13 protein-coding genes and 1 other annotated feature are annotated in these 15,292 nt (G+C 42.7%); all 13 genes read left to right on the forward strand.

Annotated features, from left to right (window positions below; translation table 11 throughout):
- The first annotated feature begins 7 nt into the window (after positions 1-7).
- The 13 genes from secE (at position 8) to fusA (ending at position 15,238) form a co-directional block, all read left to right on the forward strand.
- A complete protein-coding gene (gene secE, locus NSQ83_RS00645) occupies positions 8-187 on the forward strand; it encodes a preprotein translocase subunit SecE (protein ID WP_004399676.1) in 180 nt (59 codons plus the stop codon).
- Between the two features lie 178 nt (positions 188-365).
- A complete protein-coding gene (gene nusG / locus NSQ83_RS00650; RefSeq protein WP_003225764.1) occupies positions 366-899 on the forward strand; it encodes a transcription termination/antitermination protein NusG in 534 nt (177 codons plus the stop codon).
- Between the two features lie 167 nt (positions 900-1,066).
- The gene (gene rplK, locus NSQ83_RS00655) at positions 1,067-1,492 is read left to right on the forward strand and encodes a 50S ribosomal protein L11 (protein WP_003156430.1); all 426 of its coding nucleotides are present in this window, start codon (positions 1,067-1,069) and stop codon (positions 1,490-1,492) included.
- A gap of 94 nt (positions 1,493-1,586) precedes the next feature.
- Positions 1,587-2,285 (forward strand): 50S ribosomal protein L1, encoded by a 699-nt coding sequence (rplA, locus tag NSQ83_RS00660; RefSeq protein WP_003235040.1) that lies wholly within the window; start codon positions 1,587-1,589, stop codon positions 2,283-2,285.
- Between the two features lie 45 nt (positions 2,286-2,330).
- Positions 2,331-2,471: a sequence feature (ribosomal protein L10 leader region), on the forward strand.
- Between the two features lie 65 nt (positions 2,472-2,536).
- A complete protein-coding gene (rplJ, locus tag NSQ83_RS00665) occupies positions 2,537-3,037 on the forward strand; it encodes a 50S ribosomal protein L10 (protein ID WP_198879157.1) in 501 nt (166 codons plus the stop codon).
- Between the two features lie 45 nt (positions 3,038-3,082).
- The gene (rplL, locus tag NSQ83_RS00670) at positions 3,083-3,454 is read left to right on the forward strand and encodes a 50S ribosomal protein L7/L12 (RefSeq protein ID WP_003156436.1); all 372 of its coding nucleotides are present in this window, start codon (positions 3,083-3,085) and stop codon (positions 3,452-3,454) included.
- Positions 3,455-3,543: 89 nt separating this feature from the next.
- Complete coding sequence (locus tag NSQ83_RS00675) at positions 3,544-4,149, forward strand: class I SAM-dependent methyltransferase (protein ID WP_003235045.1); 606 nt, start codon at positions 3,544-3,546, stop codon at positions 4,147-4,149.
- 245 nt (positions 4,150-4,394) lie between these two features.
- Entirely contained in the window at positions 4,395-7,976 is a 3,582-nt protein-coding gene (gene rpoB, locus NSQ83_RS00680; RefSeq protein ID WP_009966326.1) for a DNA-directed RNA polymerase subunit beta, read from the forward strand.
- A gap of 61 nt (positions 7,977-8,037) precedes the next feature.
- Positions 8,038-11,637 (forward strand): DNA-directed RNA polymerase subunit beta', encoded by a 3,600-nt coding sequence (gene rpoC / locus NSQ83_RS00685; protein ID WP_339238853.1) that lies wholly within the window; start codon positions 8,038-8,040, stop codon positions 11,635-11,637.
- Between the two features lie 178 nt (positions 11,638-11,815).
- Complete coding sequence (locus tag NSQ83_RS00690; protein ID WP_003225778.1) at positions 11,816-12,064, forward strand: 50S ribosomal protein L7ae-like protein; 249 nt, start codon at positions 11,816-11,818, stop codon at positions 12,062-12,064.
- A gap of 113 nt (positions 12,065-12,177) precedes the next feature.
- The gene (gene rpsL, locus NSQ83_RS00695; protein ID WP_003225781.1) at positions 12,178-12,594 is read left to right on the forward strand and encodes a 30S ribosomal protein S12; all 417 of its coding nucleotides are present in this window, start codon (positions 12,178-12,180) and stop codon (positions 12,592-12,594) included.
- A 41-nt stretch (positions 12,595-12,635) separates the two neighbouring features.
- A complete protein-coding gene (rpsG, locus tag NSQ83_RS00700) occupies positions 12,636-13,106 on the forward strand; it encodes a 30S ribosomal protein S7 (protein ID WP_003225784.1) in 471 nt (156 codons plus the stop codon).
- Positions 13,107-13,159: 53 nt separating this feature from the next.
- Positions 13,160-15,238: an elongation factor G gene (gene fusA, locus NSQ83_RS00705; protein WP_003235056.1), complete on the forward strand. Its 2,079-nt coding sequence runs from the start codon at positions 13,160-13,162 to the stop codon at positions 15,236-15,238.
- Positions 15,239-15,292: the final 54 nt, after the last annotated feature.

Raw genomic sequence — 15,292 nt, forward strand, 5'->3', positions numbered from 1 at the left:
CTTTTACATGCGTATTATGAAATTCTTTAAAGATGTTGGGAAAGAAATGAAAAAGGTAAGCTGGCCTAAAGGAAAAGAGTTAACGCGTTATACCATTACGGTAATTTCAACAGTTATCTTTTTTGTTATCTTTTTTGCCCTCCTTGACACAGGAATTTCTCAATTAATTCGTTTAATAGTTGAATAATGATCAGCAATACGTGCTATAATAGATCATAATATTACTTGCCAAAACCCGTTCAGCGGGTTTTTTATTGTGGCTTAAAATGAAAGTTATCATAGGCTTGCCGCCTATTTTTTGAAGCGTTATGGTAATTCACTAAAACCAAATGCGGGGAGGGAAGGACTGGACAGTCCTGAATAGAATGGAAAAGAATTGGTATGTTGTTCACACGTACTCTGGTTATGAGAATAAAGTAAAAGCCAACTTGGAAAAGCGTGTTGAATCAATGGGGATGCAGGATAAAATTTTCCGTGTAGTCGTACCCGAAGAAGAAGAAACGGATATCAAAAACGGCAAGAAAAAAGTCGTGAAAAAGAAAGTATTCCCTGGTTATGTGCTTGTTGAAATTGTAATGACAGACGACTCTTGGTATGTCGTACGCAACACGCCGGGCGTTACTGGATTCGTAGGATCTGCCGGGTCAGGTTCAAAACCGACGCCGCTTCTTCCGGGGGAAGCAGAAACCATTCTGAAGAGAATGGGCATGGATGAACGAAAAACTGATATTGACTTTGAACTGAAAGAGACAGTGAAAGTAATAGACGGACCTTTTGCTAACTTTACAGGATCAATTGAAGAGATTGATTATGATAAAAGCAAGGTCAAAGTTTTCGTTAATATGTTTGGCCGTGAAACGCCGGTTGAGCTGGAATTTACCCAAATCGATAAATTGTAATGTGAAAAAACTTGAAATTGCTATATATAAATGATAATATAGCAAAGGTACGTCTTGGACTTATCCAAGGCAACTAGCATGATATTTCGTCATTCATATAAAGAATGAAACCTTGAGTGGGAGGGTTTACCCTATTACCACATCACGGACTTAAGGAGGTGTGTCTCGTGGCTAAAAAAGTAGTTAAAGTTGTAAAATTGCAAATTCCTGCTGGAAAAGCTAACCCAGCACCACCAGTTGGACCTGCACTTGGTCAAGCCGGTGTTAACATCATGGGATTCTGTAAGGAGTTTAACGCTCGTACAGCTGACCAAGCTGGTTTAATCATTCCTGTTGAAATTTCGGTTTACGAAGACCGTTCATTTACATTTATTACAAAAACTCCACCTGCTGCAGTATTGCTTAAAAAAGCAGCTGGAATTGAGTCTGGTTCTGGTGAACCAAACCGTAATAAAGTGGCAACCGTTAAGCGCGATAAAGTACGCGAAATCGCTGAAACGAAAATGCCTGACTTAAACGCAGCAGACGTTGAAGCGGCAATGCGCATGGTTGAAGGTACTGCCCGCAGTATGGGTATTGTAATCGAGGATTAATTTGTTTCTTGTCGGGTTGCGAGTTTTAACAAGTTCGCAACCCTTATTCGTGGGAGGTTATTCCGCTATAACCACATAAGGAGGAAATTTTAAAATGGCTAAAAAAGGTAAAAAGTACGTTGAAGCTGCTAAGCTTGTAGACCGTTCTAAAGCTTACGACGTCTCTGAAGCAGTAGCTCTCGTTAAAAAAACAAACACAGCTAAATTCGACGCTACAGTTGAAGTGGCTTTCCGTTTAGGGGTTGACCCTCGTAAAAACGACCAGCAAATCCGTGGAGCAGTTGTGCTTCCAAACGGAACTGGTAAAACTCAGCGCGTTCTCGTTTTCGCAAAAGGCGAAAAAGCGAAAGAAGCTGAAGCTGCTGGTGCAGATTTCGTAGGCGATACTGACTACATCAACAAAATTCAACAAGGCTGGTTCGATTTCGATGTTATCGTAGCTACACCTGACATGATGGGTGAAGTTGGTAAAATCGGTCGTGTACTTGGACCAAAAGGTTTAATGCCGAACCCTAAAACTGGTACAGTTACTTTCGAAGTTGAAAAAGCTATCGGCGAAATCAAAGCTGGTAAAGTTGAATACCGCGTTGATAAAGCTGGAAACATTCATGTTCCTATCGGTAAAGTTTCTTTCGAGGATGAAAAACTTGTTGAGAACTTCACAACAATGTACGATACAATCCTTAAAGCTAAACCTGCTGCAGCTAAAGGCGTTTACGTGAAAAACGTTGCTGTAACTTCTACTATGGGACCTGGTGTCAAAGTAGACTCTTCAACTTTTAACGTAAAATAATATTGACATGACATCAACATTCTGATATTATTCAAAATGTTGTAAAATAGAATATCATTTATACCGTAGACAGTAGGGGCCTAACCGCTTAATTATCCTACCGAGGTGTATATTATCACAGCTATTACGTTACGTATGCTTGTATATACAGCCTCCATGTCTCATGGAGGCTTTTTATATGGAATCCGTCGTCTCAGTCGTGATCACCTAACGGTATAAGTGTTACACAAGAATCTACAGGAGGTGTAACCATGAGCAGCGCAATTGAAACAAAAAAAGTTGTTGTTGAAGAAATTGCTTCTAAACTGAAAGAAAGTAAATCAACGATCATCGTTGACTATCGCGGACTTAACGTTTCTGAAGTAACTGAACTTCGTAAACAGCTTCGCGAAGCTAACGTTGAGTTCAAAGTTTACAAAAATACGATGACTCGCCGTGCGGTTGAACAAGCTGAGCTTAATGGTTTGAATGATTTCTTAACTGGACCGAACGCGATCGCATTCAGCACTGAAGATGTTGTCGCTCCGGCTAAAGTTCTTAATGACTTCACTAAAAATCACGAAGCTCTTGAAATCAAAGCTGGCGTTATCGAAGGTAAAGTTTCTACTGTTGAAGAAGTGAAAGCTCTTGCTGAACTTCCATCACGCGAAGGCTTGCTTTCTATGTTGCTTAGCGTACTTCAAGCTCCAGTTCGCAACCTTGCTCTTGCTGCAAAAGCTGTGGCAGAACAAAAGGAAGAACAAGGCGCTTAATCTAATCAGTTTTTCATAAATTAAAACAAAATGGAGGAATTACAAATGGCTTTAAATATCGAAGAAATCATTGCTTCCGTTAAAGAAGCAACTGTACTTGAATTGAACGACCTAGTAAAAGCAATCGAAGAAGAATTTGGCGTAACTGCTGCTGCTCCTGTAGCTGTAGCTGGTGGAGCTGCTGCTGGCGGAGCTGCTGAAGAGCAAAGCGAATTCGATCTTATCCTTGCTGGTGCAGGATCTCAAAAAATCAAAGTTATCAAAGTTGTACGTGAAATCACTGGTCTTGGCTTGAAAGAAGCTAAAGAACTTGTTGACAACACTCCAAAACCACTTAAAGAAGGTATTGCTAAAGAAGAAGCTGAAGAGCTTAAAGCTAAACTTGAAGAAGTTGGCGCTTCTGTAGAAGTTAAGTAATCTTCACTTACCTGTAGGGGAAGCTCGCTTTTATGAGGCGAGCTTTTTCTTTGCCATTCTTTAAGCCATGAAAAAAGGAGGTTCTAATAATGAGTGAGCACTATTATTCAGAAAAACCTTCAGTGAAAAGCAACAAGCAAACCTGGTCTTTTAGGCTTCGGAATAAAGATTTCACGTTTACCAGCGACAGCGGGGTTTTTTCTAAAAAAGAAGTTGATTTCGGCTCCCGCCTGCTGATTGATTCTTTTGAAGAGCCTGAGGTTGAGGGCGGCATTTTGGATGTAGGCTGCGGGTACGGCCCGATTGGTTTATCGCTCGCCAGCGACTTTAAAGACCGGACTATCCACATGATTGACGTTAATGAGAGAGCCGTAGAACTATCAAATGAAAATGCGGAACAAAACGGAATAACAAACGTTAAGATTTATCAAAGCGATTTGTTTTCAAACGTTGATTCTGCTCAAACATTTGCTTCTATTCTTACAAATCCCCCAATCCGAGCCGGAAAAAAAGTTGTCCATGCTATCTTTGAGAAAAGCGCTGAACACTTAAAAGCTTCAGGTGAATTGTGGATCGTCATACAGAAAAAGCAAGGCGCGCCTTCTGCCATTGAAAAGCTCGAGGAACTGTTCGATGAAGTTTCCGTCGTTCAAAAAAAGAAAGGCTATTATATCATAAAAGCAAAAAAAGTTTGACTCGGTATTTTAACTATGTTAATATTGTAAAATGCCAATGTATATATTTTGCTTGATATGATGAATTGTCAATATCTATGTATAAATTATACAAGTATGGAAATGCTAATAAAATCGGTATTTGTTTTTGGATGTGGTTTTCTTAATTAGAAACCCTTTTTTCTTTTGTCTTGTAAAAGTATTTTCTTTCTTTGGAAGAAATGCTTATTACACATATAATACGCATGATTTGAGGGGTGAATCAGTTGACAGGTCAACTAGTTCAGTATGGACGACACCGCCAGCGCAGAAGCTATGCTCGCATTAGCGAAGTGTTAGAATTACCAAATCTCATTGAAATTCAAACCTCTTCTTATCAGTGGTTTCTTGATGAGGGTCTTAGAGAGATGTTTCAAGACATATCACCAATTGAGGATTTCACTGGTAACCTCTCTCTTGAGTTCATTGATTATAGTTTAGGTGAGCCTAAATATCCTGTAGAGGAATCAAAAGAACGTGATGTGACTTACTCAGCTCCGCTAAGAGTGAAGGTTCGTTTAATTAACAAAGAAACTGGAGAGGTAAAAGACCAAGATGTCTTCATGGGTGATTTCCCTATTATGACAGATACAGGTACTTTTATCATTAACGGTGCGGAACGTGTTATCGTTTCCCAGCTTGTTCGGTCTCCAAGTGTATATTTCAGTGGTAAAGTAGACAAAAACGGTAAAAAAGGTTTTACCGCAACTGTCATTCCAAACCGTGGCGCATGGTTAGAATACGAAACTGATGCGAAAGATGTTGTTTATGTCCGCATTGATCGCACACGTAAGTTGCCGGTTACGGTTCTTTTGCGTGCTCTCGGCTTCGGCTCTGATCAAGAGATTCTTGATCTCATAGGAGAAAACGAATACCTGCGAAATACGCTTGATAAAGATAACACAGAAAACAGCGACAAAGCGTTGCTGGAAATTTACGAGCGTCTCCGTCCTGGAGAGCCGCCTACAGTAGAAAATGCGAAAAGCTTGCTTGATTCTCGTTTCTTTGATCCGAAACGATACGATCTTGCCAATGTAGGACGCTATAAAATTAATAAAAAACTTCATATTAAGAATCGCCTCTTCAATCAGAGACTTGCTGAAACGCTTGTTGATCCTGAAACAGGAGAAATCCTTGCTGAAAAAGGCCAGATTCTTGATAGAAGAACGCTTGATAAAGTACTGCCATACTTAGAAAACGGAATCGGTTTTAGAAAGCTGTATCCGAATGGTGGCGTTGTTGAAGATGAAGTGACTCTTCAATCAATTAAAATCTTTGCTCCGACTGATCAAGAAGGAGAACAGGTTATTAATGTAATCGGCAATGCTTACATTGAAGAAGAGATTAAAAACATCACGCCTGCTGATATTATTTCTTCAATCAGCTACTTCTTCAACTTGCTGCACGGAGTAGGCGACACAGATGATATCGATCATCTTGGAAACCGCCGTTTACGTTCTGTAGGCGAGCTTCTTCAGAACCAATTCCGTATCGGTTTAAGCCGTATGGAGCGTGTGGTTCGTGAGAGAATGTCAATTCAAGATACGAATACAATTACGCCTCAGCAGCTGATCAATATTCGTCCTGTTATTGCGTCCATTAAAGAGTTCTTTGGAAGCTCACAGCTTTCTCAATTCATGGATCAGACGAACCCGCTTGCTGAATTAACGCACAAGCGTCGTCTGTCAGCATTAGGACCGGGCGGATTGACACGTGAGCGTGCCGGAATGGAAGTGCGTGACGTTCACTACTCCCACTATGGCCGTATGTGTCCGATTGAAACGCCTGAGGGCCCGAACATCGGTTTGATCAACTCACTATCATCTTATGCAAAAGTAAACCGTTTTGGCTTTATTGAAACGCCATATCGCCGCGTTGACCCTGAAACAGGGAAGGTAACGGGCAGAATCGATTACTTAACTGCTGATGAAGAGGATAACTATGTTGTCGCTCAAGCGAATGCTCGTCTTGATGACGAAGGCGCCTTTATTGATGACAGCATCGTAGCTCGTTTCCGCGGGGAGAACACCGTTGTTTCCAGAAACCGTGTAGACTACATGGATGTATCGCCTAAGCAGGTTGTATCTGCTGCGACAGCATGTATCCCGTTCTTAGAAAACGATGACTCCAACCGTGCCCTCATGGGAGCGAACATGCAGCGTCAGGCTGTGCCTTTGATGCAGCCGGAAGCGCCATTTGTTGGAACTGGTATGGAATACGTATCAGGAAAAGACTCTGGTGCCGCTGTTATTTGTAAACACCCTGGTATCGTTGAACGCGTAGAAGCGAAAAACGTTTGGGTTCGCCGTTATGAAGAAGTAGACGGTCAAAAAGTAAAAGGAAACCTGGATAAATACAGCCTGCTGAAATTTGTCCGCTCTAACCAAGGTACGTGCTACAACCAGCGTCCGATCGTAAGTGTCGGCGATGAAGTGGTAAAAGGAGAAATCCTTGCTGACGGTCCTTCTATGGAGCTTGGTGAACTTGCACTTGGCCGTAACGTAATGGTCGGCTTCATGACATGGGATGGCTACAACTATGAGGATGCCATCATCATGAGTGAACGCCTAGTGAAGGATGATGTTTATACATCTATCCACATTGAAGAATACGAATCAGAAGCACGTGATACGAAACTTGGACCTGAAGAAATCACTCGCGATATTCCAAACGTCGGTGAAGATGCGCTTCGCAATCTTGATGACCGTGGAATCATCCGTATTGGGGCAGAAGTAAAAGACGGAGATCTTCTTGTTGGTAAAGTAACGCCTAAAGGCGTAACTGAACTGACTGCAGAAGAACGCCTTCTTCACGCCATTTTTGGCGAGAAAGCCCGCGAGGTTCGTGATACTTCTCTTCGTGTGCCTCACGGCGGCGGCGGAATTATCCATGACGTTAAAGTCTTCAACCGTGAAGACGGAGACGAACTTCCTCCAGGTGTTAACCAGTTAGTACGCGTATATATCGTTCAGAAACGTAAGATTTCTGAAGGGGATAAAATGGCCGGTCGTCACGGTAACAAAGGTGTTATCTCTAAGATTCTTCCTGAAGAGGATATGCCTTACCTTCCTGACGGCACACCAATTGATATCATGCTTAACCCGCTGGGCGTACCATCACGTATGAACATCGGGCAGGTATTGGAACTTCACATGGGTATGGCCGCTCGTTACCTTGGCATTCACATTGCATCTCCTGTATTTGACGGAGCGCGAGAAGAGGATGTCTGGGAAACACTTGAAGAAGCCGGCATGTCTCGTGACGCCAAAACAGTGCTTTACGACGGACGTACTGGAGAGCCGTTTGATAACCGTGTATCTGTCGGTATCATGTACATGATCAAACTGGCTCACATGGTTGACGATAAACTTCATGCACGCTCTACAGGCCCTTACTCACTTGTTACGCAGCAGCCTCTTGGCGGTAAAGCGCAATTTGGCGGACAGCGTTTTGGTGAGATGGAGGTTTGGGCACTTGAAGCTTACGGTGCGGCTTATACTCTTCAAGAAATTCTGACTGTTAAGTCTGATGACGTGGTTGGACGTGTGAAAACATACGAAGCCATCGTTAAAGGCGACAATGTTCCTGAACCAGGTGTTCCGGAATCATTCAAAGTATTAATCAAAGAACTTCAAAGCTTAGGTATGGATGTCAAAATCCTTTCTGGTGATGAAGAAGAAATAGAAATGAGAGATTTAGAAGACGAAGAAGATGCGAAACAAGCTGACGGCCTGGCATTATCAGGTGATGAAGAGCCGGAAGAAACAGCATCTGCAGACGTTGAACGCGATGTAGTAACAAAAGAATAATCTCTAGTTATAAAGGCAAGTGACATCGGTTAATCCGAAGATAAAAAGGGAGGTAGGCCCCTTGCTAGATGTGAACAATTTTGAGTATATGAACATCGGTCTTGCTTCACCAGATAAAATCCGTTCATGGTCTTTTGGTGAAGTGAAAAAGCCTGAAACGATAAACTATCGTACGTTAAAACCTGAAAAGGACGGTCTATTCTGCGAACGCATTTTCGGACCGACTAAGGACTGGGAATGTCATTGCGGGAAGTACAAGCGAGTTCGTTATAAAGGCGTAGTTTGTGACCGCTGCGGAGTCGAAGTAACACGGGCTAAAGTCCGTCGTGAGAGAATGGGGCACATTGAACTGGCTGCCCCAGTTTCCCACATTTGGTATTTCAAAGGTATTCCAAGCCGTATGGGTCTTGTGCTGGATATGTCACCTCGTGCTTTAGAAGAAGTCATTTACTTTGCTTCTTACGTTGTAACTGATCCGGCGAATACACCGCTTGAAAAGAAACAGCTTCTGTCTGAGAAAGAATATCGTGCTTATCTTGATAAATACGGTAATAAATTCCAAGCATCTATGGGTGCTGAAGCAATTCATAAACTTCTTCAAGATATTGATCTTGTAAAAGAAGTTGATATGTTAAAAGAAGAGCTGAAAACTTCACAAGGACAACGCCGTACTCGTGCGATCAAACGTCTTGAAGTTTTAGAAGCCTTCCGTAACTCAGGAAACAAGCCTTCTTGGATGATCCTTGATGTGCTTCCTGTTATTCCTCCGGAGCTTAGACCGATGGTTCAGCTAGATGGCGGTCGTTTTGCGACTTCTGATTTGAATGACCTTTATCGTCGTGTCATCAACCGTAACAATCGTTTGAAACGCCTTTTGGACCTTGGTGCGCCTAGCATCATCGTTCAAAACGAAAAGCGTATGCTTCAAGAGGCTGTCGATGCCCTAATTGACAACGGCCGCCGCGGACGCCCTGTAACAGGTCCTGGTAACAGACCGTTAAAATCTCTTTCTCACATGCTGAAAGGGAAGCAAGGCCGTTTCCGTCAAAACCTTCTTGGTAAACGTGTTGATTACTCCGGACGTTCTGTAATCGTTGTTGGTCCTCATTTGAAAATGTACCAATGCGGATTACCGAAGGAAATGGCGCTTGAACTTTTCAAACCTTTCGTTATGAAAGAACTTGTTGAAAAAGGTCTTGCTCACAACATTAAGAGTGCGAAACGCAAAATTGAGCGCGTACAGCCTGAAGTTTGGGATGTACTAGAATCAGTTATTAAGGAGCATCCGGTACTGCTGAACCGTGCCCCTACACTTCACAGATTAGGTATCCAGGCGTTTGAACCAACGCTTGTTGAAGGACGCGCAATCCGTCTTCACCCGCTCGTATGTACAGCTTACAACGCTGACTTTGACGGTGACCAAATGGCGGTTCACGTACCATTATCTGCTGAAGCACAAGCTGAAGCACGCATCTTGATGCTTGCTGCTCAAAACATCTTGAACCCTAAAGATGGTAAACCGGTTGTAACACCGTCTCAGGATATGGTACTAGGTAACTATTACCTGACACTTGAGCGTGCCGGTGCTGTCGGTGAAGGTATGGTCTTCAAGAATACAGACGAAGCGCTTCTTGCTTATCAAAACGGATATGTTCACCTTCATACGAGAGTAGCTGTTGCAGCTAACTCACTTAAGAATGTGACATTTACCGAAGAACAGCGCTCAAAATTGTTAATTACAACTGTCGGTAAGCTTGTCTTCAATGAAATTCTTCCGGAATCATTCCCTTACATGAATGAACCAACGAAGAGCAACATTGAAGAGAAAACACCTGACCGTTTCTTCTTAGAAAAAGGTGCTGACGTTAAAGCTGTTATCGCACAACAGCCAATCAATGCGCCGTTTAAAAAAGGCATTCTGGGTAAAATCATCGCGGAAATCTTTAAACGATTCCATATTACGGAAACGTCTAAAATGCTTGACCGCATGAAAAACCTAGGTTTCAAATATTCAACAAAAGCTGGTATTACAGTTGGGGTTTCTGACATCGTCGTACTCGATGATAAACAAGAAATTCTTGAAGAAGCGCAAAGCAAAGTTGACAACGTTATGAAGCAGTTCCGCCGCGGTCTTATCACTGAAGAAGAACGCTATGAGAGAGTCATCTCTATCTGGAGTGCTGCAAAAGACGTTATCCAAGGCAAACTGATGAAATCACTTGATGAACTCAACCCGATCTACATGATGAGTGACTCTGGTGCCCGTGGTAACGCATCTAACTTTACGCAGCTTGCCGGAATGCGCGGCCTGATGGCCAACCCGGCTGGACGTATCATTGAGTTGCCGATCAAATCAAGTTTCCGTGAAGGTCTGACAGTATTGGAGTACTTTATCTCCACACACGGTGCGCGTAAAGGTCTTGCCGATACCGCTCTTAAAACTGCTGACTCAGGTTACCTTACACGCCGTCTCGTTGACGTTGCGCAGGATGTTATCATTCGTGAAACTGATTGCGGAACTGACCGAGGCATTCTTGCTAAGCCACTTAAAGAAGGAACTGAAACAATTGAGCGCTTAGAAGAACGCTTAATCGGACGTTTTGCAAGAAAACAAGTGAAGCACCCTGAAACAGGTGAAGTGCTTGTGAATGAAAACGAACTGATCGATGAAGATAAAGCACTGAAGATTGTCGAAGCCGGCATTGAAGAAGTGTGGATCCGTTCTGCCTTCACATGTAATACGCCTCATGGTGTATGTAAACGATGCTATGGCCGAAATCTTGCAACTGGCTCCGATGTTGAAGTCGGTGAAGCTGTCGGAATCATTGCTGCCCAATCAATCGGTGAGCCTGGTACACAGTTAACAATGCGTACATTCCATACAGGCGGGGTTGCCGGAGACGATATCACACAGGGTCTTCCGCGTATCCAAGAGCTTTTCGAAGCGCGTAATCCGAAAGGTCAGGCAACAATTACAGAAATCGACGGTACAGTCGTTGAGATCAATGAAGTTCGTGATAAGCAACAGGAAATTGTGGTTCAAGGCGCAGTGGAAACACGTTCTTATACGGCACCTTACAACTCCCGCCTGAAAGTAGCGGAAGGAGATAAAATTACTCGAGGCCAAGTACTGACAGAAGGTTCAATCGATCCGAAAGAACTTCTTAAAGTGACTGACCTGACGACTGTTCAAGAGTATCTTCTCCATGAGGTTCAAAAGGTTTACCGTATGCAGGGTGTTGAAATCGGTGATAAACACGTAGAAGTAATGGTTCGCCAGATGCTTCGCAAAGTACGCGTGATTGATGCCGGTGACACTGATGTGCTTCCAGGTACATTGCTTGATATTCACCAATTTACTGAAGCGAACAAAAAGGTATTGCTTGAAGGCAATCGACCTGCTACAGGCCGTCCTGTCTTACTCGGTATTACAAAAGCATCTCTTGAAACTGATTCATTCTTATCTGCTGCTTCCTTCCAGGAAACAACACGTGTCCTTACAGATGCAGCGATCAAAGGTAAGCGTGACGAGCTTCTCGGCTTGAAAGAGAATGTTATCATCGGTAAGCTTGTTCCAGCTGGTACAGGAATGATGAAATACCGTAAAGTAAAACCAGTATCAAATGTTCAGCCGACTGACGATATGGTCCCGGTTGAATAACTGATTTAATGCTGCTGAAAGACTGCAAAAACAGTCTTTCAGCAGATATATTTATGAAAAAGTCACTCTATGAGAAGAACGAATCTAAAAAATGTCATACCTTGTTGACATTCGTCTCCTAGAATGATAATATAACCAAGGTGCTCGAAATAAACCTGTTACTTTGGAGGATATGTTTATGTCTTATGATAAAGTATCACAGGCCAAATCAATTATTATTGGTACGAAGCAAACAGTGAAAGCTCTAAAGCGAGGTTCAGTAAAGGAAGTAGTCGTTGCAAAAGACGCAGATCCGATACTCACGTCAAGTGTTGTTTCACTTGCTGAAGATCAAGGTATCTCTGTCTCAATGGTTGAATCCATGAAAAAGCTCGGCAAAGCCTGCGGAATTGAGGTAGGAGCAGCCGCTGTTGCCATTATTTTATAACGTACTTTTGTTTTTGCGTAAGATTCCATCTTGTGTAAAGACATTGTTTTTTGCCTTTTGATGAACCACCTGGGTATGTGGGTTATAAAACGTAATGAAGGGAGGAAAAATTCATGCCTACAATTAATCAGCTAATTCGCAAAGGACGCGTGAGTAAAGTAGAAAACTCAAAGTCTCCTGCACTTAACAAAGGATACAACAGCTTTAAAAAAGAGCACACTAACGTATCTTCTCCACAAAAACGCGGGGTATGTACTCGTGTTGGTACAATGACACCGAAAAAACCGAACTCAGCACTTCGTAAATATGCTCGTGTTCGTTTGACTAACGGAATCGAGGTTACTGCTTACATTCCTGGTATCGGTCACAACCTTCAAGAGCACAGTGTTGTACTTATCCGCGGCGGACGTGTAAAAGACTTACCAGGGGTACGTTACCACATCGTTCGTGGTGCGCTTGATACTGCTGGAGTTGAAAACCGTGCACAAGGCCGTTCTAAATACGGTACGAAAAAACCTAAAGCAAAATAATATACGAAAATACGCATAATTGATGAAGGGAGGATATTCAGATGCCACGTAAAGGTCCTGTAGCAAAAAGAGATGTTTTACCTGATCCGATTTACAACTCTAAGCTTGTATCTCGTTTAATCAACAAAATGATGATCGATGGTAAAAAAGGTAAGTCTCAAACAATCCTATACAAGTCATTCGATATCATTAAAGAACGTACTGGCAATGATGCAATGGAGGTTTTCGAACAAGCATTGAAAAACATCATGCCTGTACTTGAAGTAAAAGCACGCCGTGTAGGTGGTGCGAACTACCAAGTTCCTGTAGAAGTTCGTCCTGAACGTCGTACGACTCTTGGACTTCGCTGGTTAGTTAACTACGCTCGTCTTCGCGGAGAAAAAACGATGGAAGAGCGTTTAGCTAACGAAATCCTTGACGCAGCTAACAACACTGGTGCTGCTGTTAAGAAACGTGAAGACACTCATAAGATGGCTGAAGCAAACAAAGCATTTGCTCACTATCGCTGGTAGGATTTATAGATTAACAAAACACAATTTCCTAATAAGGAAGGAGAAATTACCCAATGGCAAGAGAGTTCTCCTTAGAAAAAACTCGTAATATCGGTATCATGGCTCACATCGATGCCGGTAAAACGACAACTACAGAACGTATCTTGTTCTATACTGGTCGTATCCACAAAATTGGTGAAACTCATGAAGGAGCTTCACAAATGGACTGGATGGAGCAGGAACAAGAACGTGGTATCACAATCACTTCCGCTGCGACTACTGCACAGTGGAAAGGATACCGCGTAAACATCATCGATACTCCAGGACACGTAGACTTCACAGTTGAAGTTGAACGTTCTCTTCGTGTACTTGATGGTGCTGTTGCTGTACTTGACGCGCAATCAGGCGTTGAGCCTCAAACAGAAACTGTTTGGCGTCAGGCAACAACTTATGGAGTACCGCGTATCGTTTTTGTTAACAAAATGGACAAAATCGGTGCAGACTTCCTTTACTCTGTAGGAACTTTAAGAGACCGTCTTCAAGCAAACGCTCATGCAATTCAATTGCCGATCGGTGCTGAAGATAACTTCGAAGGTATCATTGACCTTGTAGAAAACGTTGCGTATTTCTACGAAGATGACCTCGGAACTCGTTCTGATGCAAAAGAAATCCCTGAAGAGTACAAAGAGCAAGCCGAAGAGCTTCGCAACAGCCTTATTGAAGCTGTATGTGAGCTTGATGAAGAGCTTATGGATAAGTACCTTGAGGGTGAAGAAATCACAATTGACGAGTTAAAAGCAGGAATTCGTAAAGGTACATTAAATGTTGAATTCTACCCTGTTCTTGTTGGTTCTGCCTTCAAAAACAAAGGTGTTCAACTAGTACTTGATGCTGTTCTTGACTACCTTCCTGCACCAACTGACGTTGCTGCAATCAAAGGTACACGTCCTGATACAAATGAAGAGATTGAGCGTCATTCTTCTGACGAAGAGCCATTCTCTGCATTAGCATTTAAAGTTATGACTGACCCTTACGTTGGTAAGTTGACGTTCTTCCGTGTGTACTCTGGAACACTTGATTCTGGTTCATACGTGAAAAACTCTACTAAAGGCAAACGTGAGCGTGTTGGACGTATTCTTCAAATGCACGCTAACAGCCGTGAAGAAATCTCTACTGTATACGCAGGGGATATCGCAGCTGCTGTAGGTCTAAAAGATACAACTACTGGAGATACTCTATGTGATGAGAAGGATCTTGTTATCCTTGAGTCAATGGAATTCCCAGAACCAGTTATCGACGTTGCTATTGAGCCTAAATCAAAAGCTGACCAAGATAAAATGGGTATCGCTTTAGCGAAACTTGCTGAAGAAGATCCTACATTCCGTACTCAAACAAACCCAGAAACTGGCCAAACGATCATCTCTGGTATGGGTGAACTTCACCTTGATATCATTGTTGACCGTATGAAACGCGAATTTAAAGTAGAAGCCAATGTTGGTGCTCCTCAAGTTGCGTACCGTGAAACATTCCGTACCGGTGCTAAAGTTGAAGGTAAATTCGTACGTCAGTCTGGTGGACGCGGTCAGTTCGGACACGTTTGGATCGAATTCGAACCAAACGAAGAAGGCGCTGGCTTTGAATTTGAAAATGCGATTGTCGGTGGGGTTGTTCCTCGTGAATACATCCCAGCTGTTCAAGCAGGTCTGGAAGATGCACTTGAAAATGGTGTACTAGCAGGCTTCCCGCTTATCGACATTAAAGCTAAACTTTTCGACGGTTCTTACCATGATGTTGACTCAAACGAAATGGCATTTAAAGTTGCTGCTTCTATGGCATTGAAAAATGCAGTCAGCAAATGTAACCCAGTTCTTCTTGAACCAATCATGAAAGTAGAAGTGGTTATTCCAGAAGAATACATGGGAGATATCATGGGTGATATTACTTCACGTCGCGGACGCGTAGAAGGTATGGAAGCACGCGGTAACGCTCAAGTTGTTCGCGCTATGGTTCCTCTTGCTGAAATGTTCGGTTACGCTACTGCACTTCGTTCTAATACGCAAGGTCGCGGTACGTTCACTATGCACATGGATCACTACGAAGAAGTGCCGAAGAGCGTCGCAGAAGAAATTATCAAAAAAAATAAAGGCGAATAATTGATTTTGCCGCTTAACTCAAGTATAACTACTATTGTAAGATGAGGAAGTGAA

The organism is Bacillus sp. PS217, from assembly GCF_037963535.1.
In the GTDB taxonomy this organism is placed as follows: Bacteria; Bacillota; Bacilli; order Bacillales; family Bacillaceae; genus Bacillus; species Bacillus subtilis.